This window comes from Butyrivibrio sp. XPD2006 (genome assembly GCF_000420865.1).
Taxonomy (GTDB): Bacteria; Bacillota; Clostridia; order Lachnospirales; family Lachnospiraceae; genus Butyrivibrio.
In genome coordinates this window covers 177,888-199,321 of record NZ_ATVT01000007.1, presented here as the reverse complement: position 1 = coordinate 199,321, position 21,434 = coordinate 177,888, and the positions used below count along the sequence as shown (strand labels likewise).

Below are 21,434 nucleotides of genomic sequence, written 5' to 3'. Positions count from 1 at the left end.
TCAATTATTTGTTGATGAATCAGCTGTAGAGCTCTCTGTTGCTGATGTATCTGTGTCTGTTGCCGGAGCACCTGTTCCTGCGATAGAGCTGTCATAGCTTTGGATAGATGATACATACCAGGTTCCGGTTTCATCGTTCTTATCAAGGTTAAGAGCAATAAGGTAGGATACCGGGTCTGATGACTCTATTGCCTCTTCATATACATCAACAGCAATGAGGATCAGATCGTTGTATGCCTTGGCAAGAGCTGCATCCTGACCCTGTTCTTCTGTGATCTTTAAAAGCTCGGCCTGACTGGTGTTGTTATACTCCTCAGAAGCAGCGGAAAACTTGTCCTGCGTCTCCTGGCTTGTTATGACATCGAAGGGGAAGCTGGTCTTCATTGTGACATAAGCAGTTGCTGATCCGTCATTATTAAGAGCAACTTCTGTAATCTGATATTCCTCCATGAGAGTTGAATACATGCTGCCGAGTTCATCGAGCTTGGATGTGGTCTCTTCATCAAGCTCAGGATTGCCGAGTTTTGAAGTGAGGTCCTCTTTGAGATAATCCTTGTCGAAAAGAGATACAAAAGAACCTGTTGAAACCTCGGAAGAAGAGTAGGTATTGATGCCGTTTGTATCGCCTGTTTTAACAGCTTCCATAAAGTTTACAGCAGCTTCCTTGGCTGCACTCTTATCTTGTGAAGAACAACCTGTAAGACAAGACATTGATAATATAAAAGCCATGCCGAGCATGGCAGGTTTTTTCAGTGTAAACATAATACTCCTTGTGATAGCGAAAATTGTTACTTTTAATGTAATAAATACAGGAGTAAGTATACCACATTAGACACAAATAACCAAAGACTATCGCAATTACATTAAAATGGTGATAATATAAAGTATATGTCAACTTTATCTACAAGGAGGGTTATAAATGAGAGTACTTTTCGGCGAAGGAATTGTTAAGGAAGTTGAAAATGTGGAAGTTAAGCCTCTTGACTTCGGAGATGGCCAGATTTCCGGTACAGAGATCGACTTTGCGCTTGTAGGCGGTGATCATATCAAATATATTTACAGTCAGAATGTTCCGATTGAGGAATCGGGTTCAAGAGCGATAGAATTTGTCAGAAAGCTTTATGAAGACGGCAAAGCAGACTTTACACATGAGCCTGTAGAAATGCTCTAAAAAGGCTGAATAATTGCAAAATAAAAGGTCCTGAGCTTTATAAGCACAGGACCTTTAATATTGCTGCGTGATTTCCATAAGATTCTCCTATCTGATTATCAGCGCTTGCCGAGACGACCTTGGTTTTTAAGTTCGATAAGTAAATCAAAAACTACCCCCAATGGTAAACCGGTAATATGAGCTACTCTTTCAGGATCAGGATAATACTCATTTTCGCAATCATGAAGAATGCAGTCAATTACTTCCATTTTTGCATCACATGTAGCTGTCATACACAATTCTCCTCCTTTCTTAAATTGTAAAAATACTCAGTAGCAGATATTTCCTGCTACTGAGTATTATATCGTATATTCATATGCTAAGTTAAGGCTTTTGTACGAAATTTTAGAAAAATTTATGAATTGAGATTTCGTCAACCCCCTGTCTGCATGTCTTTGAGCTTGTTTGCCTGCTGGAAAATCTGTCCCAGTATGGATTTGAAAGCATTAAATTTCTCAACTGCCCTATCTGAGGACTCTGCACCCTGATTTGAAAGAGACGCAACTTCCTGGCTGGTGGCTGAAAGATTAGAAATGCTGTCATTGATCTCGGTTGTAGATGAAGCAATGGATTTCATACCTTCACCGATTTCTTCAAAGCGGGAGAGCATCTCGGTTACATTGTCGTTAATACTGTCAAAGTTCTCACCTACGGTCTCAATCATTTCATTTTGCTCGGATACTGAAGCAACAGTGTCGTCTATGCTGGCCATAGCTTTTTGAACATCTTCCGTAAGTTCGTTGATGATGTTTGTGATCTCGGTAGAAGCGGTATTTGTCTCAGCAGCAAGTGATCTTACATCATTGGCAACAACTGCAAAACCTTTGCCTGCATCACCGGCTCTGGCAGCCTCAATACTTGCATTCAGGGCAAGAAGATTAGTCTGTTTTGAAATAGACATGATCGATCCGACAATCTTTTGAACTTCTTCAACCTTATTGATAACAGCCTGGGTTGTTTCAACAGTAACCTGGCTGGTCTGGGCAACATTTTGTGATTTTTCTTTCAGCTCGTTGATAACCTGTACACCTTCCTGTACAGTTCTCTGAGCATTTTCAGAAGCTTTGGTCATTTCTTTTCTGTGTTGCTCGGTTGCTTCGGTTTCTTCCTGAATCTGCTGAACTTTCTCTGCCTGATTGGTAATAGCCTGAGCGGTGCTTTCCATGCTGCTGGCTATATCCTGCATTCCGGAGTGCTGGGCATCCATGATCTCCTGAAGAGCTACCATATCTTCCTGGGTGTCGTTAAAAAGATCAGTAATTGTGTTGGCAATATCCGCCATGGCATTTCCGGTTTTAAGGCTCTCATCTGCATTCTTGGTTATAACTGCATTGTTTTCCGTATTAAACATTGTAAGAAGCGTAACCGTGCACAGACATGAAATAAAAGCAAGAGCAAGGGTTATAAATGCAGGTACATGGATCATATCAAGCGTTCCGGTTTGAACATAAGCTTTTATACATGTGATCGTAAAGGAAATAGTAATGGCGCCTATACCGAATTTACAGAGCCTTACATTCAGATAAATAATAGAGCAGATAAGGATTGGAAGTCCGAATGCAAAGTAAATTATATTATCCTCTGCTATAAGCAGTACAAAGTAGAAGATGGTTGAACCACCCATTATCAGAATTGATCCGAGTTTTACCGTTGGGAACTTAAAGTTACCGATTGAGATCATAATACCACCCAGAACGGCATTACAGATTATGGCAATTTTTCCGACTGACATTCCCTCGTTAAATGCTTTGAATACAGTCATCAGTAATCCAGCTACAATAATTACAAGACATACGTAAAAACTATTATTATTGGCTCTTTTGAATTGTTCTGCGTTCATACTTTATTCTCCTTAAATTTGCTGACTCAGCGCCATATTAATTTTAACATAAATATGGATATGGATACGCAAAAACGTTTATTAAAAATTGATAAAAAGAGCCTTATTTGAGTTACCATTTATTTTATATTTACTTCTTTTATACTTTTTTTAGAACATGATATGTGCGTAATATAGTACAATTATTATGGTGTCCAATAATTTTGACAATTCTGAACACTAATAATTCTAATGAAAGAAAAGGGGTAAACAGATGAAAAAATTGAGCCTCCGTGCAAAAATGCTTCTTTGTATCCTGCCAGTCATGGCTATAGCCATGGCAATTCTTACAAAAGTTGCAGCAGATCAGATCGCTGATACCATGCAGTCGATGAATACTGATACAATGAACGAGACTGTTATAGCTAACGCGAACATTGTTGACGGTAAGCTGAAGATCATCAAGACTTCCTGTGTTGATATTGCCCAGATGATATCAACGTCATATAAGTTTGTGACAATGGATAACTATAAGGGTACCATAAATAAGATCATTTCTAATAATGATACAGTGCTCGGTTCAGGAATCTGGTTTGAACCCTATGTGTTTGATGAGAAGGAAATGTACGTTGGTCCATATTGGTATAAAGACGGCGGCACAATAGTTGAGACATATGATTACAGTAATGCTGAGTACGATTACTTTAATCAGGAATATTATCTGAATGCTAAATCTCTTTCAGAAGGTCAGGCAATGATCACAGATCCATACTATGATCCGACATCGGGTACAGTTATGGCCAGCTGTTCAGCACCTATCTATGACAATGGTACATATGTGGGCTGCGTTACAGTTGATATGTCACTGGCTGATATCGATGAAATGATATCCGGTATTAAGGTTGGTAAAACAGGATCAGCTCTATTGATTGATTCAAAAGGCACCTATCTGTATTGCAGCGATCCCGCCAAGGTTGAAAATGGTGTACTTATCACCAATGATGATAACCCTGCCCTTGCAGCTATGGGACAGGAGATCATGACAAGAGATTCTACTTCTCCTCAGATGGGCGCCTTTATGGAGAACGGCAAGAATATACTTCTTACATTTGTTACTATCCCCGATGTTAACTGGAAACTTATTATTCGAATGAATATAGAAGAACTGGAAGAACCGGTTCAGGCTGCAGGACTAAAACTGACAATCATCTGTATCATAGCTCTTTTGGTAGGTGCAGTTATTATATGGGCATTTGTACAGAGCATTTCCAAGAGTATCAATAGTGTTAAGACTTTTGCAGGATCTCTTGCAAGCGGTGACTTTACCGTTAACAAGATCAAGAGTAAGAGCGGAGACGAACTGGGACAGATGTCTGATTCACTCAACAACATGTTTGAGAGCAACCGTGATGTTATCAGTAAGATTTCAGACGGATCCGAGCAGGTATCCGAGACATCATCAGGTCTTGCTACTATGGCCAGTGAACTTCAGGATCAGTTTACAAGTATCCAGGGTAATATCTCAGGTGTTAATGATGCCATGATGTCATCCGGTGCTGCAACTGAGGAGGTTAATGCATCTGTCGAGGAGGTTAACGCATCCGTTCATCAGCTGGCAGGTGAGACTGAAAAGACAAGTGCTGAGGCTGCAGATATCAAGGCGAGAGCAAGAGATATCGAGAAACAGTCCAAGCAGGCTTATGATAACGCCATCAGTATTGCAGAACAGAGAGAGGCAGATCTTGCCGATGCCAATGAAAAGGCTAAGGTTGTTGACCAGATTGGAACTCTTGCAGATACGATCGCTGAGATCGCTGACCAGATCAATCTTCTTTCACTCAATGCAAGTATTGAGGCTGCAAGAGCGGGAGATGCAGGTAAGGGATTTGCAGTAGTTGCTTCCGAGATCAACAAGCTCGCAAGTTCTACTTCTGAGGCTGTAGAACAGATCAGAGAAACAATCGACGGTGTTCAGGAAGCTTTCGGAACTCTGTCAAATTCTTCAGGCGAACTGCTTGAGTTCATTAAAGAGACAGTTACACCTGATTATGATAACTTCGTAAATGTAGCTAAACAGTACGGTGATGATGCCGATTCCTTCGGTGGATCTTCAGAGAACATCGCTCAGATGGTTGAGAACATCAGAGCAGCTATGGAAGAAGTATCAAAAGCTATCCAGAATATCGCTGAGTCTACACAGGATACAGCAGATCTGTCCAGCAGAGTAAACGACTCCGTAATGGCTGCTGCAGATGTTGTTTCTAATGTAAATGATATGTCCGGTAAGCAGGAAGAGATCGCCGGAACGCTGAAGGAAATAGTAGGTAAATTCAAGTTGAAGTAAGCCACGCGTAGACTCGAAAACGCTTCGCTTGTTTCTCGTTATCGCGGCGTTCGCCGCATAGAACAATAAAAAAGCAGTGGGAATTGTGTAAACACATTCCCGCTGCTTTTATTATTATTCTGCGTGGCTCATTTAGAGCGTATCCTGCCTCTTGATATACTGCGGAGCATCAATCTCGCCTCTTATATTCTTGGCGTGGATGATGTGAGCCCACTTATCAACGATGGCATTTTCAATATGAACTCCCTCTTCAATTGTGGAGTAGGCCATGATGATGGAGTTCTTGATAACTGCACCTTTTTTTATAACTACACTACGTCCGATGATGGAGTTTTCGATGCTTCCCTCAATGAGACATCCGTTACTTACAAAGGAGTTTGTGACCTTGGCACTTTCAAAATACTGAGTAGGACATGCATCGGTAGTCCTTGTGTAGATAGGCCATTCAGGACGGAGCAGGTCATGGGCTTTGTCGTAGTCCAGAAGCTCCATTGAAGCATTGAAGTAGTCTTCCAAACTTGTGAGAGTAGCAAAGTATCCTCTGTGCTGGAACGCTCTGATGTCCATATCTTTGCACTTGAGATTGACGATATCTGCCAGAGTATACATGGAAGACATCCAGTTAGCGGACTTAACAAGTTCAACAAAAACATCTCTCTTCATACAATAGGTGTCCATGAAGATGTTTCTTGAATTGGCTGTTCCAAGGTTCTTGTCTATTGACTGAACACCTTTTTGCTTGTTGACTGCAATGGTGTGGCAGTTCTTGAAATATTCTCTTGCGTTATCAACCTTGTGGTACAGAAGAGTGACATCAGCGCCGGAAGCAACATGTGCATCGAGGAGCTGTCTGTAATCCTGTTTATAAACCATATAGCTTGGGGCGATGATAACGTAGTCCTGATGCATACGCTGAATGATATCAAGGTTCTCCATATAAGCGGAGATATCATTGTTGTAAATAGAGCGGGAAGAGGAGTTTTGCGAGAAGAGGAGCTGTATCTTACCTCTCTTTGAGTTGATGTTGTAATGTCTTCCGCTACCTACGTGTTCAGCGATGGATCTTGGTCTTGTGCGGACATAAACCTGAATACGGTTGATGTCGCTGTTACTCATATTTGAGATTGGGAAATCTATAACACGAAATCTTCCGAGGAATGAAAAAGCGCCGATGGGACGATAATCGTGAAGACCCTCAACATGAATGGTGTTATCTGCGGAGGATACTATACCAAAAGCTTTAACTGCCATTACTTTGTACCTCCTTTCACATTTTTAGCAACAAGTTCAATGTTTTCGCTGTTTCTGGAACCGACTTTGGCCTTCTTGCCAATGTGTATATTCTCGGCAACCAGTGCTCTTGTAACTGTTGCACCTTCTTCTACAACAACACCCGGCATAAGAACCGAGTCAACAATCTTGGCTCCCTTGCCTACAACTGCGCCGGTAAAGAGGACTGAGTTAGTTACGCTTCCCTCGACGCGTACGCCCTGTGTGATATATGCCTTCTTGATCTTGGCATCCTTGCCTATGTACTGAGGAAGAGTAGATACGTCTTCTGTGTAGATAAGCCATGATGAATCGTTCAAGTTAAGAGAGTTCTTGGGATCGAGAAGGTCCATATTGGCTTCCCAAAGGGAGTCAATAGTTCCTACATCCTTCCAATAACCCTTGAACTCGTATGCGAAAAGACCTCTCTTCTCATTAAGCATTCTTGGAATAATGTCTTTTCCAAAGTCATGATCAGAGTTTGGATTCTTCATATCTTCAACAAGCATCTTGCGCAGAGGCTTCCAACTGAAGATATAGATACCCATTGAAGCCAGATTGCTCTTGGGCTTGGCGGGCTTTTCCTCGAATTCGATGATGCGGCCCTTGCCGTCAGTATTCATGATTCCGAAACGGCTTGCTTCACGCATGGGAACACCGCGGACAGCAATAGTGGCGTCAGCGTTCATCTGCTTGTGATAATCAAGCATCTTGGAATAATTCATTTTGTAAATGTGATCTCCGGACAGAATGAGAAGGTACTCCGGATCATACGTATCGATAAAGTCGATATTCTGAGAAATCGCATCAGCGGTTCCGCGAAAGACATCAAGGCCCTGATCAGCCTTCTCGCGAGGAGTTAAAACATAGACACCGCTGTCTTTGGAGTCGAGACCCCAGCGTCCGTCCTGCGCTACATAACTGTTTAGAAGCACGGACTCATACTGTGTAAGGACACCGACAACATCGATGCCACTGTTTGCACAGTTACTTAAAGGAAAATCAATTATACGATATTTTCCCCCATAGAAAACTGCTGGCTTAGCTACCTTCGTGGTGAGGTCTTTTAGCCTGCTTCCACGTCCACCCGCCAGGATCATAGCTAACATTTCGTTTTGAGCCATATGAAGATCCCCCTATCTTGATGTTTGTAGAAATACCATATAATCTATGATATAATGCATGAGGACTTTAATCAAGCACGAAAGGGGTAGCTTTTAGGTGCTTTCAGTAATTATACCTGCATACAATGAAGAAGAAATAATACCACAGACCGCATCCGTTATAAACGGCATTTTAAGCGGAGAGAATATAGAGCATGAGCTGCTTTTTGTAAACGACGGTTCCAAGGACAGTACCTGGGAGAAAATCGAGCAGCAGGCACAGAAATATCCGTGCGTAAGAGGTGTTTGTTTTTCCAGGAACTTCGGAAAAGAGTCGGCAATTTTCGCCGGAATAGCAGAGGCTAAGGGAGATTGCTGTGTTGTTATCGACTGCGATCTTCAACATCCGCCGGAGAAGATTGTTGAGATGTACAGGCTCTGGGAGCAGGGCTATGAGATAGTTGAGGGCGTTAAGTCTGACCGCGGCAAAGAGAGCGGACTTCACAGATTTGCAGCCAAGAGCTTTTATGGCATCATGTCTGAGGCGGTAGGCTTTGATATGTCCAGAGCATCTGATTTCAAACTCCTTGACAGAAAGGCCATGAATGTTCTTCTTAACATGAATGAGAAGAATGCATTCTTCAGAGCACTTTCATCCTGGATCGGCTTTAAGTCCACAGAGGTTGAATATGAAGTAAGAGAGAGGGAAGTCGGAACTTCCAAGTGGAGTACCAAAGCTCTTTTCAAATATGCACTTACCAACATCACATCATTTACATCTGCGCCGATGCAGATAGTAACCTTCCTTGGGATCATTGTGTTTGTGGTTGGTATGGGAGCCAGTATTGAGGCAATAGTGACCTTTTTTGAGGGCAAGGCTCAGGACGGCTTTACCACTGTTATTATCCTTGAATGCTTCACAGGTTCTTTTATCATGATGGCGCTTGGCATCATCGGCTATTACATTTCCAAGATCTATGATGAGGTCAAGGGAAGACCGAAGTATATTATTGATAAGACGGTGTAAAGAGCAGCTTTGCTTGGCTTGTTATCTACGCAATTTTATAAAAAAATAATGTTTTTAATCGTATTTTAGAGGTACAATATAAGTAAGTGGGAGTTTGTCTTGAAATGGCTGAAAGGAGAACTTTATGCTTGCTACATTGATACCTCTTTTTGATAACAAAATGTCTGTGTGCGCGTATTCAGTCTTTGCACGAAAGGCCAATCTCTTCTTGAATCCATCTTTTATGGCAGGCGCCAGATTTGACGGAGCAGGAACTGTTCCTGAGCTGGAAGTTGTAAGCAGCATGGGTGTTGCAACACTTTCCGGAGGCAAGGAGGTCTTTGTTCCCATAAGTCAGTTTTCTATATTTGCGGAAATATCCCTTCAGTGTACAGTACCGCCCGAGAAGGTTGTTCTTTTGATGGATAATTCAATTCCTCCGGAGAAGGATTATATCAAGCGGGCAAAAGAGCTAAAGGAGCAGGGATACAGACTGGCAATCCGCAAGATCCCAATCAGCAGCTTTGAGGACTATAAAGAACTAATCAGTCTTTGCAGCTATATTTTCCTTGATCATGTAAAAATCGATATTTCCAAGGCTAAGATTTATTTTGGCAGACAGTATCCCAATATTAAGCTGTGTGCCGTTAATGTTGATACAAAAGAAGATTACGACAGACTTGTTGAGGACGGAGGATACGACCTCTATGAGGGAAGCTTCTTCAGAATGCCTGTAACGAAGTCCCAGACAGAAGTCAGTCCTCTTAAAGTTAACTACATTGAGCTTCTTAACGTCGTTAACGCCCCTGATTATGATCTGACAGATGCTGCGGATGTTATTGGAAAAGACCCGGCTCTTGTTATCTCACTTCTTGAGATAGTAAACAGGATGGCGTTTAATTCCGAGATCACTTCGATCCGTCACGCAGCCGCTATGCTGGGACAGAAGGAATTGAAGAGATGGATTAACACAGCCGTTACAAAGGAACTGTGTGCAGATAAGCCAAGTGAACTTGTGAGACTTGTAATGATCAGAGCTAAGTTTGCGGAGAACCTTGCAAGCGAGTTTGAAATGGCCATGCATGCCCCGGAGCTTTTCATTATGGGACTTTTCTCGGCTCTTGATATCATGCTTGAAAAGACAATGCCTGAAGCTCTTGATATGGTTCAGGTATCAAAACATGTAAAAGAAGCATTGCTTGAAGACAAAGGAGACTTTGCCAAGATCCTGGATTTTATAAAGTGCTATGAGGATGCGGATTGGACTGAAGTATCAAGAATCCTTGTTTTGGAAGAGATTGAGATGAACAATGTCTATACTGCATATCTTGGTGCACTTAGATGGTATCGTGATCTGATTCCGGCATAAGGGAACGGATCTGTCTGATGCCGTGAGGAATCAGTATGGTTGATGTTAGAGGTATTGGCAGTTTTACCTTCAACCTGGCGGCAATAATTGTTTCGGTAACCTGTCTTTTCTATACTCTTTTGATGGGCAGGAACCGCAGGTTTAAGAACAAACTGTTTATTGCGATTGTTGTGATTGTTATCGTCGATGCAATTACAGTTATAGGAGCTGATCTGCTCATTTTAAGCACTTTTTCCCATGACAGTAAGCTCCTTATTCTTAATGTGCTCCAATTTATCTATTTTTTCACGCATTTCGCTATTGCTCCCGTGTTTGCACTCTATATTATCTTAGTCTGCAACGTGTCTTACAGGTTTTCCAGAATAGCACAGCTGTGCCTTGCTCTGCCTTTTTATATTCTGGAGATCCTTGTTATAACCAATCCATTTACGCATTTTGTATATGCCTTTGATGATAACCTGATATTCCACAGGCATACGGGAGTTTATATTGCATATGTCCAGGCGGGATTCTATCTGTTGTTCTCTATAGTGGCTCTTTTCCTCTACTGGAACATCCTTAACAGAATGAAGAAAATTGCACTTCTTTATTTCTTCGTTGTTGTAATTGTCGGAACGCTTCTGCAGATGATACTCTCGAATATACAGTGTGAGCTCATGTGCGAAGCCATCGGCCTTATGGGTATCATGATAGTTCTGGAAAATGATGACGACATGATGGATATGCCATCCGGAGCTTTCAACAGAAATGCATTTACCAAGGATGTCGGCAGTTATTTTAAGTATGGCAGAAGCTTTTTCAATATCTGTATCAGACTTCTTAACGCGGATTCCTACAGGAAGATCACAGGATATGAAGAGTTTGAAAAGATCCTTAAGGATATTGTGGGATATGTTCAGAAAATCAATAACGGATTCGACGTTTACAGGGCTGCATCAGACTGCTTTATGGTAGTGTGCCCCGATATCGAACGAGCCGATGCAACAGACGTGGCAAACAAGATTTACGACAGATTCAGCCAGGGATGGGCACTTGGTGATAACACCCTGTATCTGAAGGCATATATCCTGATGGCCAGTTCGCCTGATCAGTTTACATCACTGGACAATCTCTTTTTCCTGAGTGATTCCTCAATTGATGCCGATAATGACAGGGTGCTTTCTGGTAATGACCTTGACTTCATACTCAGAAGGGCAGAGGTTGAAAAGGCTGTTAAAAGAGATATCGGAACCGATGCTTTCAAGGTATATTTCGAACCCATCTACACCAAGGACGATCTGGCAATCTGCGCAGCCCAGGCAGTTGTTGTGTTTGAAGACAGCGAGCTGGGAAGCGTAGCGCCTGAAGAATTCTTACCGATCGCAGAGCAGACGGGACTGATTGAAAAACTCGGATGGTTCACCATTAATGAGGCCTGTTATTTCCTGGGCGGCGGTATCGCAGAAGAGATGGGACTTGAATTTATCGAGATCGGGCTCTCATCCATTCAGCTGATCAAATCCGATTTCAGCTCAAGAGTCAGAGAGGCTTTTTCAAGGTTTGGCGTAAGACCGACACAGGTTGTTTTTGATATTACAGAGTCTGCGGCAGCAACGGACCACGATGTTCTGGGAGTTGTCATGGCGGATCTGGCAAAAGACGGAATCAGGTTCTTTATGGATGAGTACGGAACCGGATTCTTTAACATGCAGGCAGCATCATCTCTTATGTTTGAGGGCGTAAAGATGGATGCAAATCTTTTGCATGGAGCCGGAATGCAGATTCAGAATAAGATCATTCTTGAGAACAGACTTAAGATGATGAATCAGATGCATAAGCGCGTAGTTATTGACAATGTAGATTCGCAGGAACTCTTTGAGACTATATCCGGCTTTAAGGCCGATTACCTGAAGGGAACATATTTTTCCGAGGCTGTCAGCAAGAATGAGTTTATAGCCATCCTTCGTGCAACTGAGCTTGCAAGAATGGAAGAGAGAAGAGCAAGGGCTGCAAATGAAGCAAAGAGTAATTTCCTTGCCAACATGTCTCATGAGATCAGAACACCTATAAATGCCGTGCTTGGAATGAATGAAGTCATCCTGCGTGAGTGCACGGATGAAAAGATACTTGAATATGCCCAGAATATTGAAGGTGCGGGAAGAACTCTTTTGTCACTGATAAACGATATCCTTGACTTCTCTAAGATTGAGGCCGGAAGCATGGAGATCAACGAGTCGGATTACGACTTTTCTTCAGTGCTTAACGATGTCTATAACATGGTGCATATAAAGGCTTCTCAGAAGGCTCTAAAGCTCGTGTTTGACATCGACGATCTTCTTCCTGACAGGATGCACGGCGATGAGATGCGCCTGAGACAGATAATGGTGAACATCTTAAATAATGCGATCAAGTACACCTCTGAAGGACAGGTAACACTCAAAATGACCGGCTACAGGGAGTACGGGGATATCATAACCCTTAAGATCGATGTCTCAGATACAGGTGTCGGGATCAAGGATGAAGACAAAGAGAAACTCTTTGAGAAATTCAAGAGACTTGATATCGATAAGAACAAGACTGTGGAGGGAAGTGGCCTGGGACTTGCAATTACCAGTTCTCTTCTTGATCTTATGGGAGGAAGCATTTCAGTTGAAAGTGAATACGGAAAGGGATCAACCTTTACGATCACACTTCCTCAGAAGGTAGTCAGTGAAAAGACGATCGGAGACTTTAAGTCCAAACTCCAGGAGACAGCAAAAGAGAGAAAGAAATACAAAGAAAAGCTTACAGCGCCTGATGCAGAGATCCTTGTGGTCGATGACACACCAATGAACCATGTGGTCATCAGAGAGCTGCTGAAGAACGTGCAGTCAAAGGTAGAATCCGCAAGGAGCGGAGAGGAGTGCCTTAAGAAACAGCATGCCAAGAAGTATGACATCATATTCCTGGATTACAGAATGCCGGGAATGGATGGTATTGAGACTCTTGATGAGATAAAAAAAGATACTGATAGCCCCAATAAGGATACTCCTGTAATCGTACTTACGGCCAATGCTATTTCGGGTGCCAGAGAGAATTTCCTCAGGGAAGGCTTTGATGATTATCTGAGTAAGCCGGTTGAGAGCGATAAGCTAGAAGATACACTGATCAGATATCTGCCAAAGGATAAAGTGATCCTCTCCTCCGAGAGCACAAACCCCGATGCACATCAGGAAGAAAAGGCAGATGCTACAGAGTATCCTAAATGGCTTAATAACCTGCAAGAGATAGATGTCGGTGAGGGACTCAGGAACTGCGGAAGTGTTGACAGCTATTTCAATATCATCAAGGTTTATTTCGAATCTGCGCAGATGACTGAGTCAAATCTTGAAAATGCGTACAGTGACGAAAACTGGAAGGACTATACAAGTTATGTCCACTCCTTAAAGAGCACCAGCAGGACCATAGGCGCCAGATCTTTGAGTGAACTTGCCAAAAAACTCGAAGATGCCGGAAACGCCGGTGATATTGATACCATCAGGGAGTATCAGGATGAACTGATGAATCTGTACTCGATAGTAATTCACACGCTCTCTGAGGTTCCGGGGATTGACTCGGAAGCAGAAGCTGATGAGACAGAAGATATGGTCGATATAAGCAGGGCACAGCTCAAGGATGCTTATCAGAGCATAATTGAGGTGAGTAAGAGCCTTGATTATGACACACTTACATTTATTCTGGATTCTTTAAGGAACTACAGACTTCCCGAGAGCGATCGCAAGATTACAAGAAGTATCGGTGAAATGGCGTACAAGCTGCAGTGGGATGAGATAGTAAGACTGGCTTCAGAAGGACTTACCTTATTAGAGGAGTAAGCTATGTTTAATAAGACGATTTTACTTGTAAGAAATGAAGAGACTTTCCTGGTTAATGCCATCAAGAACGCTTTGCTTGCTGCGCATTTCATAGTGAATGAAGCCTCATACGTTCTGGCTGATCTAAGTGGAAAGACCAAGGATGCCAATCTTATTTTGCTGTACACTGATACAGAGTTTGAAGATCATCGCGACGTCATGGTTTATTTAAAGGATCTGTGCGTTGACGACAATATGATCATGATGGTCATTGGTAACAAGGACGCTTTCAATCTTGTGCATCAGTATATCCCGAAGGAGGATGTGGCATTTGAAATTGAGAGGCCTCTTGATATGGCGGATCTGGTACAAAAGGCTCTTATTGTGACAGACGATGAGTATGAATTCCAGAGAAGAAAGAGCATTCTGATAGTGGATGATGATCCCACTTTCCTTCAGATGATCAGAGAATGGCTCAAGGACACGTACAGAGTCGGAATGGCCAACTCCGGTACGCAGGCTGTAGCCTGGCTTGCCACAAATAAGGCGGATTTGGTTCTTCTTGATTACGATATGCCGGTCCTTGATGGCCCCAAGGTTCTGGAGATGCTAAAGAGTGAGTCATTTTCAAGTTCAACTCCGGTAATGTTCCTTACAGGCAAAAACGACAAGGAGAGCGTTACAAACGTCATTGCTCTGAAACCAGCGGACTATCTGCTTAAAACCATATCCAAAGATAAACTTCTTTCAACGCTGGATGCATTCTTTAAAGCGAGGAAATAATACATGGGTGATATAAATCCTATAGGAGCGCTATCCTTTAGGACTGCTGCACTGATGATCTGCATAACATGTATATTCTACACGGCTGTAATGAAAAGAGAGACCAAGAAAAGGCTCCGCAGCCGTTTATTTCTTGCTGCCCTGATCATTACTCTTTTCGACTGTGTGACAGGAATCGTCAACACTGTAGTTCTTGACAGCGATATTTCCATGAAGGTTAAATACAATGTTGTCTACTTTAATAAGCTTGCATATTACGGAACACACTTTGCTTTTGTTCCGGTATTTGCGCTTTATATAATACTTGTCTGCAACGTGTTCCACAGATACAGAAGTAAGCTCAAGCTTGCTGTCTTTCTGTCGCCCTGCCTGCTGCTCGAAGTTGCGGTTATAACCAACCCTTTGACCGGTTTTATCATCAGAAACGACATAGAGGGTAGTCTTGTCAGAGGAAACGGAGTATATCTGGCTTACATCATCAGTGCGTTTTATCTCATGTTCTGCTTTTATCTTCTGGGGCGTTACTGGTATACAATGAATCATTTACAGAAGATTGCCATGTTCTATTTCCTGGGGCTTGCAGTGACCGGAGTAATTGTACAGATGGTCTTTCCGGAGATCATCTTCGAGATGCTTGCGGAGTCCCTTGGTCTTATGGGCATCATGATCATGATTGAAAAAGATGACTACAGGCTGGATTATAAGACTCAGGCATATAACAGGTCAGCTCTTGTACAGGACTTAAAGAGCAGTATTAATGTGGGAAAAGAGTTTTATGTAATATGTGTCCGCATTGACAGCGTGGACCTTTATCGCAGGCTCATGGGAAATGAAGGATATGACATGATCCTTATCAGTGTGGCTAAATTCCTTAAAGGAATCAACTACAGATTCGATGTGTACAGAACTACCGGCGGAATCTTTTATATGCTATGCGAAGATATGTGCGACTTTAATGCTGATGATGTCATTGACAGGATAGTAAAGAGATTTGAGCAGAGCTTTGAGGTAGGAGACAGTGCTACCAATATCAAAGCCAAGATAATATGCGTAAAGTGCCCCGATGAGTTTAACGATGCCGATGATATTTTAAGACTTTCCGAGAGCAATACTGGTGATGTTGATAAGACAGTTTTCAAGGGAAAAGATCTTGACTTCATGCTTAGAAACATCGATGTTGAAAAAGCTATCATAAGAGGTATTGCGGGAGACGCTTTCAGAGTGGTATATCACCCCGTCTACCTGAAAAAGACTATGGGCGTGTATTCGGCAGATGCTCTTTTGACCCTCAACGACCCTATAATAGGTAAGATCAGATTCTCGGAGTTCAAAACAGTTGCAGAAAACGCAGGTGTGGCAGGAGAACTGGAATTCAGAATGATAGATTCTGTTTGTCAGTTCATCAATTCCGGAGTGAAAAAGTCAGATATGGATATATCGGTCTTTACGATCAATATCATGTCTGTTCAGGTACTTACCCAGGAACTTGTCGACAAGGTAAAGGGATGCATTAAAAAGTACAGCATAGACCCGGGGATGCTCATACTCAGTGTTAGTGATACAATAGCAACACAGGCACAGGATGTGCTAGGATACATAATAGATGAATTTAACAAGATCGGAATCAGATTTATTCTGTTTAACCTTGATTCCGGTTTTCTTGGACTGGATGTTACAACTATAGACAAGTTTGACGGTATCAATGTCGATGTCAAAAGACATTTTGATTCGGTGGATATGGTTCAGGGCGAGGCAATCCTTCGCAATAAGGTAAACATGGTCAGTCAGCTCGGAAAGAAAGTCATTTTAAGCGGCATAGACAGCAAAGAGCTTTATGACAGGATAAAAGACGTGAATGCTGATTTTGTCATCGGAGACTACCTCTCGCCTGTGGTTACCAAGAATGAACTCCAGAACAAATTCTGGAATAAAGAGGTGTTTAATGAAAAGAGTACGTAGAATTCTCGTTACTCTCGCCTTGATGATCATAGTTGCTGCAATTGCTTATGGGGTGATAAGCAGCAGGGGAGTTGCAGAAGGGGGAGCAGAAAATAAGGTTGTTGTGGTTTCGCCGCATCCTATTGAGTTCATGAAACCACTGGCATGTGAGTTTGAAGCACAGACCGGGATAACGGTGGAGGTGATCCGATGCGGAACATCAGAAGCTGTTTCCAGGATACAGGATGGGGAGAAAATCGATGTGCTTTGGGGAGGATCCATTCTTTCCGTAGGTTCCTACGAAGATCTCTTTTTACCTTATACAACAGAAAATGAAGACAGCTTTTATGCTGAGTACAGAGGCGCAGGTAATGCTCTTACCTGCTTTACGGATGTACCCAGTATTCTTATGGTAAACACCGACCTTTTGGGCGATATCACAATAAACGGATATGAGGATCTCTTAAATCCGGCACTGGCAGGTAAAATAGCTTATGCCAGTCCGGAGAAGTCTTCATCTTCCTTTGAGCATCTGACCAATATGCTTTATGCAATGGGAGGGGGAGACCCGGAGAAAGGATGGGATTATGTGGAAGAATTTGCCGATAACCTCTCCGGCAAACTCCTTGACAGCTCATCAGAGGTTTATCAGGGAGTTGCAAGTGGCAAGTTTGTAGTGGGACTTACTTTTGAAGAAGCAGCTATAACCATGCTAAAGGGAGGCAAGCACGTCAAGGTTGTATATATGAATGAGGGAGTGGTATCCACGCCAGATGGCATATATATAAACAAAAATGCAGCCAATGCAGACGGCGCCAAGGCTTTTGTTGACTTCATGACCGCTTACAATACGCAGTTTTATATCGCCACTGACCTGGGAAGGCGCTCTGTGAGAGAAGATGTCGAGAGTTCAAGCCTTGTGGCCGCCAAAGAAGATATCAAGATACTGCAGGTGGACAAGGATAAGGTAATAGGCAGCAGGTCTGATTGGATATCGAGATTTATGGGTTATATGGGGGAGGATGGAAATGAGTAGAGACATCAAATCCTTCCAGGACAATATCAGAAGAACCTTTATTCTGTTTTCGCTTACCCCTGTCATTGCCATTGTATTTACTGCGATATTTCTTTTTATCTTCACATTGAGTGCCTATATGGCACAGACAACCCGAGAGGATTCGAAGAGTATAGCAGGAGAGATTGACCAGGTACTGGAAACCTACTATGAGATGATAGGCGATGTGGAGTTTGTGGTATCAACTGCCGACATTGACGTGGATAAGGTGAAGGACAGGATCTTTTCAATACTCTATGGCAGGACCTCAGACTATGATGATATCGGGAATCTCATCATAATGTCTCAGGAGAGGAAAGCTCTTTTTACCAGTAAGAATTCAGTTCCGGAATATCTGACAGGCAAGGAATACGACAACTGGGGCATATGGAACAGGATAAAAGAGAATCCGAATACCACCGTGACTGTTCTCTACAGCGGAAGCCTCTATGTGGTAAGGGGGGTATTCAGAGGCGATGACCTTAAATATGCCGTTATCTATGCCGTTCCGTATCAGGTGCTGGCAGATATCATAAACGACAAGAACAGGTACTGTATCATCACGGATAACAGCGGATGGGTGTACCTTAACAATACCCAGGGCCTTACCGATGAGTTTGGGCAGATAAACGGTCTTTTGGAGGGGAATACAGGATACGCAAGGATTGGCGGACAGAAATATATCTGCTACGAAACCCCTGTGGTAAAGGGGCTTAAGGTATATACCTTCTCAGATATCAACAGAAGCACCCGAATGATACTTATACTGGTGGCCATTGTTGCGATCATTTTCTTCGCCATAATTTTCATCACCTATAAGAGCACGGCTACAAGCTCCGAGGTTTATACAAGAGATGTAAAAAAGATTGAAGATGCCTTCGAAGCTGTGCAGCAGGGCAATCTTGATGTGTCCCTGAATATTGACAGTTCCAAGGAATTCCAGACCATAGGTAATGACTTTAATGAGATGCTGGACGGCCTGAAAAAACAGATTGATCAGAACAGGGAACTGGCACAGAATGCGGCATTCTCGCAGGTTAAGCAGCTGGAGAGTCAGTTTAATCCGCACTTTTTGTTCAATACTCTGGACAACATCAGGTTCATGGCCAAGATAGATGCTGCTTCTGCGGATAAGATGATAGTATCGCTGTCGGGACTTCTCAGATACAGCATTAGAGAGACCAGGGAAGAGGTAACCGTGGCTGAGGATCTTCAGCATCTTCAGTTTTATTTCAATATACTGCAGATAAGATTCAATAAAAGATTTGCTTACAACATCAATGTCTCGGAGGACATTAACGACTGTCTTATTCCCAAGCTCCTTTTGCAGCCTCTTTTGGAAAATGCAGTCAAGTACGGCTTCGGAGAAAAAGAAAAGCTTACGGTAAATATAAACGGCTATCAGCATCAGGAGAGACTGATATTTATCTGTGAGGATGACGGAGTGGGAATTGACGAGGATGTGCTGGAAGAGCTTAAGGCTTCGATACAGGATCCTGACACTGCGCCGGCTCACTTCGGCCTTTATAATATTCATCAGAGAATAAGACTTATGTATAATGGTGACTACGGACTTGATATCACAAGCAAAAAAGGTGAGGGAACAACGGTAAGACTTACGCTTCCAAAGAGGGTTGCGCCTGGGACTGCCGGATAAAGAGGAGAAGAATGTACAGAGTTTTGATTGCAGAGGATGAGGATATCATCCGCAAGGGAATTGCATATACAATGGACTGGGTATCCATGGGATGTACCATCGTTGGAGAGGCAGCAAACGGCAAGGAAGGTGTTGAGAAGATAAAAGAGCTTTCACCGGACATTGTACTTGCAGACATAATGATGCCGATGATGAACGGCATAGAGATGATAAGAAAAGGGCAGGAAATAGCTGATTTTAAGGCTATCATAATGACCAGCTATGCTGACTTTGAGTATGCCAAGACAGCAATAGAACTCGGCGTTTCTGCATATCTTATGAAACCGGTGGATGAAGAGGAACTCAAGAAAAACATCAGCAAGATCATCACTGAGATAGAGAAGGACAATCAGCTTCGTCAGCTCTCGTCCAAGATCAAAACCGCGGATGATATTGATGCTCTCTTTATTAAGAGTGAGGGCGACAACGACTATATTCAGAAAGTACTCAAAGAAACGAGAGAACGCTACTCTGAAAAGATCAGCATTGAGACCTTCTCCGAAGAGCTTGGCGTATCGGGAAGCTATCTCTCCCGCAAGTTTAAAGAGGCGACAGGCCAGACCTATCTGGATTTCCTCAACAAGTACAGGGTCCAGCAGGCAATCAAACTCCTTGAGACCGGTACCTACAAGGTCTATGAAGTCTCAGAGATGACGGGCTTTTCTGATTACAAATACTTCAGCACCGTATTCAAGAAATACACCGACAGATCACCGTCAGATTTTGTGAAATAAACAGGCTATCGCAGGCCGATAAAATGTGTTCAGAATTTTGGACAAAAAAACAGAAATTTGGGTATTACCGATTTCTGTTTTTTTTTATGATTAATTTATCAATGATCCGAAATGGAAAGGAGAAGAATTATGAAAAAGAAATTAGCATTGGTATTGGCGGGACTTATGACACTGAGTCTGTTCGGATGCGGAGAGGCTGCTCCTGAAACACCGGCAGCAACTACTGAAGCTCCTGCAGCTACTGAAGCTCCCGCTGAGACAGAAGCTCCTGCAGCTGAGGCTGAGAGTTCAGGAATGGATGCTCTTATCGAAGCAGCCAAGGCAGAGGGAGAGCTTATCGTTTACGGCTCATGTGAGGAGGAGTACCTCGCAGCAGCTTGTGAGAACTTTGAAAAACTCTATGGAATCAAGGTTCAGTATCAGCGTCTTTCAACAGGTGAGGTTCAGAGTAAGATCGAAGAAGAGAACGGAAATCCTTCAGGTGATGTATGGTTCGGCGGAACAACAGATCCTTACAACGTAGCAGCTTCAGAGGGACTTCTTGAGGCATATGATGCACAGAATGCAAGCCACCTTCTTTCTGACAAGTATCGTGATGCAGACGGATACTGGTATGGTATCTACAAGGGAATCCTTGGATTCATGGTTAACAAAGACGAGCTTGCAAGAATGGGCGTTGATGAGCCTGCAGACTGGAAGGATCTTCTTGATGAGAAGTACAAAGGACTTATCTGGCTTTCAAACTACAACACAGCCGGAACAGCTAAGCTTGTTATCAACACAATGATCCAGAAGTATGGTCATGACGAAGGTATCCAGTACCTTGTTGACCTCGACAAGAACATCGAAGTATACACAAAGTCAGGTTCAGGCCCTTCTAAGAACGTTGGTACAGGTGAGTGTGTTGTTGGTATCGGATTCCTTCACGATGGTATCACACAGATCGTTGACAACGGATACGGCAACATCGGCCTTGTAATTCCTTCAACAGGAACATCTTACGAGGTTGGTGCAACAGCTATCTTCAAGGGATGCCAGCATCCAAATGCAGCTAAGCTTTGGATCGAGTATGCACTCAGCCCTGATTGCGTAGAGCTTGCAGCTCAGAACGGTTCTTACCAGTTCCTTGTTATCGACAACGCTAAGCAGCCTGAGATCGCTACAGAGTTCGGCCTTGATCCTGAGAACGTTATGGATTACGACTTCGAAGATGCTAAGCAGAACACAACAACTTACATTGAGGAAGTTATGAACGCACTCGGAAGCGCAGCTGACGATCGTTTCCAGACCGAATAAT

Annotated in this window: 16 protein-coding genes; 11 read left to right on the top strand and 5 right to left on the bottom strand. The window is 42.9% G+C overall.

Features of this window, described 5'->3' with window-relative positions; all coding sequences use genetic code 11:
• Positions 1 to 762 (bottom strand): hypothetical protein, encoded by a 762-nt coding sequence (locus G590_RS0110130; RefSeq protein ID WP_022765551.1) that lies wholly within the window; start codon positions 760 to 762, stop codon positions 1 to 3.
• Between the two features lie 157 nt (positions 763 to 919).
• On the opposite strand from G590_RS0110130, the gene G590_RS0110125 reads away from it, so the two are divergent.
• Positions 920 to 1,171 (top strand): hypothetical protein, encoded by a 252-nt coding sequence (locus tag G590_RS0110125; protein ID WP_022765550.1) that lies wholly within the window; start codon positions 920 to 922, stop codon positions 1,169 to 1,171.
• 98 nt (positions 1,172 to 1,269) lie between these two features.
• Here G590_RS0110125 and G590_RS21345 read toward each other — a convergent pair whose 3' ends face one another.
• The gene (locus tag G590_RS21345) at positions 1,270 to 1,443 is read right to left on the bottom strand and encodes a hypothetical protein (RefSeq protein WP_022765549.1); all 174 of its coding nucleotides are present in this window, start codon (positions 1,441 to 1,443) and stop codon (positions 1,270 to 1,272) included.
• Between the two features lie 140 nt (positions 1,444 to 1,583).
• Positions 1,584 to 3,050: a methyl-accepting chemotaxis protein gene (locus tag G590_RS0110115; protein WP_022765548.1), complete on the bottom strand. Its 1,467-nt coding sequence runs from the start codon at positions 3,048 to 3,050 to the stop codon at positions 1,584 to 1,586.
• Between the two features lie 253 nt (positions 3,051 to 3,303).
• Here G590_RS0110115 and G590_RS0110110 point away from each other — a divergent pair, with 253 nt between their 5' ends.
• Complete coding sequence (locus G590_RS0110110; protein ID WP_022765547.1) at positions 3,304 to 5,373, top strand: methyl-accepting chemotaxis protein; 2,070 nt, start codon at positions 3,304 to 3,306, stop codon at positions 5,371 to 5,373.
• A gap of 132 nt (positions 5,374 to 5,505) precedes the next feature.
• Here G590_RS0110110 and glgD read toward each other — a convergent pair whose 3' ends face one another.
• The gene (gene glgD / locus G590_RS0110105; protein ID WP_022765546.1) at positions 5,506 to 6,624 is read right to left on the bottom strand and encodes a glucose-1-phosphate adenylyltransferase subunit GlgD; all 1,119 of its coding nucleotides are present in this window, start codon (positions 6,622 to 6,624) and stop codon (positions 5,506 to 5,508) included.
• Positions 6,624 to 7,766 (bottom strand): glucose-1-phosphate adenylyltransferase, encoded by a 1,143-nt coding sequence (locus tag G590_RS0110100; RefSeq protein ID WP_022765545.1) that lies wholly within the window; start codon positions 7,764 to 7,766, stop codon positions 6,624 to 6,626. The genes glgD and G590_RS0110100 overlap by 1 nt, the downstream gene beginning before the upstream one ends.
• Positions 7,767 to 7,863: 97 nt before the next feature.
• Here G590_RS0110100 and G590_RS0110095 point away from each other — a divergent pair, with 97 nt between their 5' ends.
• The 9 genes from G590_RS0110095 (at position 7,864) to G590_RS0110055 (ending at position 21,433) form a co-directional block, all read left to right on the top strand.
• On the top strand, positions 7,864 to 8,772 hold the full coding sequence (locus G590_RS0110095) for a glycosyltransferase family 2 protein (protein WP_022765544.1): 909 nt from the start codon (positions 7,864 to 7,866) through the stop codon (positions 8,770 to 8,772).
• A 124-nt stretch (positions 8,773 to 8,896) separates the two neighbouring features.
• On the top strand, positions 8,897 to 10,120 hold the full coding sequence (locus G590_RS0110090; protein ID WP_022765543.1) for an EAL and HDOD domain-containing protein: 1,224 nt from the start codon (positions 8,897 to 8,899) through the stop codon (positions 10,118 to 10,120).
• 35 nt (positions 10,121 to 10,155) lie between these two features.
• Complete coding sequence (locus G590_RS20610) at positions 10,156 to 13,953, top strand: EAL domain-containing protein (RefSeq protein WP_022765542.1); 3,798 nt, start codon at positions 10,156 to 10,158, stop codon at positions 13,951 to 13,953.
• Between the two features lie 3 nt (positions 13,954 to 13,956).
• Positions 13,957 to 14,715, top strand: a complete 759-nt coding sequence (locus G590_RS0110080) for a response regulator (RefSeq protein WP_022765541.1) — start codon at positions 13,957 to 13,959, stop codon at positions 14,713 to 14,715.
• Between the two features lie 3 nt (positions 14,716 to 14,718).
• Entirely contained in the window at positions 14,719 to 16,674 is a 1,956-nt protein-coding gene (locus G590_RS0110075; RefSeq protein ID WP_022765540.1) for an EAL domain-containing protein, read from the top strand.
• Positions 16,658 to 17,689 (top strand): extracellular solute-binding protein, encoded by a 1,032-nt coding sequence (locus G590_RS0110070; protein ID WP_022765539.1) that lies wholly within the window; start codon positions 16,658 to 16,660, stop codon positions 17,687 to 17,689. The genes G590_RS0110075 and G590_RS0110070 overlap by 17 nt, the downstream gene beginning before the upstream one ends.
• Positions 17,682 to 19,364, top strand: coding sequence for a sensor histidine kinase (locus G590_RS0110065; RefSeq protein ID WP_022765538.1), 1,683 nt, complete (start codon positions 17,682 to 17,684; stop codon positions 19,362 to 19,364). The genes G590_RS0110070 and G590_RS0110065 overlap by 8 nt, the downstream gene beginning before the upstream one ends.
• 11 nt (positions 19,365 to 19,375) lie before the next feature.
• Positions 19,376 to 20,137, top strand: coding sequence for a response regulator transcription factor (locus tag G590_RS0110060; RefSeq protein ID WP_022765537.1), 762 nt, complete (start codon positions 19,376 to 19,378; stop codon positions 20,135 to 20,137).
• Between the two features lie 129 nt (positions 20,138 to 20,266).
• On the top strand, positions 20,267 to 21,433 hold the full coding sequence (locus G590_RS0110055) for an ABC transporter substrate-binding protein (RefSeq protein ID WP_022765536.1): 1,167 nt from the start codon (positions 20,267 to 20,269) through the stop codon (positions 21,431 to 21,433).
• The last annotated feature ends 1 nt before the right edge of the window (position 21,434 follow it).

What these genes read in the sequence shown, in the direction of transcription:
- G590_RS0110090 (WP_022765543.1), top strand. Translation starts at nt 8,897, where the DNA reads ATGCTTGCTACATTGATACCTCTTTTTGATAACAAAATGTCTGTGTGC.
- glgD (WP_022765546.1), bottom strand. Translation starts at nt 6,624, where the DNA reads ATGGCAGTTAAAGCTTTTGGTATAGTATCCTCCGCAGATAACACCATT.
- G590_RS0110065 (WP_022765538.1), top strand. Translation starts at nt 17,682, where the DNA reads ATGAGTAGAGACATCAAATCCTTCCAGGACAATATCAGAAGAACCTTT.
- G590_RS0110060 (WP_022765537.1), top strand. Translation starts at nt 19,376, where the DNA reads ATGTACAGAGTTTTGATTGCAGAGGATGAGGATATCATCCGCAAGGGA.
- G590_RS0110100 (WP_022765545.1), bottom strand. Translation starts at nt 7,766, where the DNA reads ATGGCTCAAAACGAAATGTTAGCTATGATCCTGGCGGGTGGACGTGGA.
- G590_RS0110075 (WP_022765540.1), top strand. Translation starts at nt 14,719, where the DNA reads ATGGGTGATATAAATCCTATAGGAGCGCTATCCTTTAGGACTGCTGCA.
- G590_RS0110080 (WP_022765541.1), top strand. Translation starts at nt 13,957, where the DNA reads ATGTTTAATAAGACGATTTTACTTGTAAGAAATGAAGAGACTTTCCTG.
- G590_RS0110110 (WP_022765547.1), top strand. Translation starts at nt 3,304, where the DNA reads ATGAAAAAATTGAGCCTCCGTGCAAAAATGCTTCTTTGTATCCTGCCA.
- G590_RS0110125 (WP_022765550.1), top strand. Translation starts at nt 920, where the DNA reads ATGAGAGTACTTTTCGGCGAAGGAATTGTTAAGGAAGTTGAAAATGTG.
- G590_RS20610 (WP_022765542.1), top strand. Translation starts at nt 10,156, where the DNA reads ATGGTTGATGTTAGAGGTATTGGCAGTTTTACCTTCAACCTGGCGGCA.
- G590_RS0110130 (WP_022765551.1), bottom strand. Translation starts at nt 762, where the DNA reads ATGTTTACACTGAAAAAACCTGCCATGCTCGGCATGGCTTTTATATTA.
- G590_RS0110115 (WP_022765548.1), bottom strand. Translation starts at nt 3,050, where the DNA reads ATGAACGCAGAACAATTCAAAAGAGCCAATAATAATAGTTTTTACGTA.
- G590_RS0110070 (WP_022765539.1), top strand. Translation starts at nt 16,658, where the DNA reads ATGAAAAGAGTACGTAGAATTCTCGTTACTCTCGCCTTGATGATCATA.
- G590_RS0110055 (WP_022765536.1), top strand. Translation starts at nt 20,267, where the DNA reads ATGAAAAAGAAATTAGCATTGGTATTGGCGGGACTTATGACACTGAGT.
- G590_RS21345 (WP_022765549.1), bottom strand. Translation starts at nt 1,443, where the DNA reads ATGACAGCTACATGTGATGCAAAAATGGAAGTAATTGACTGCATTCTT.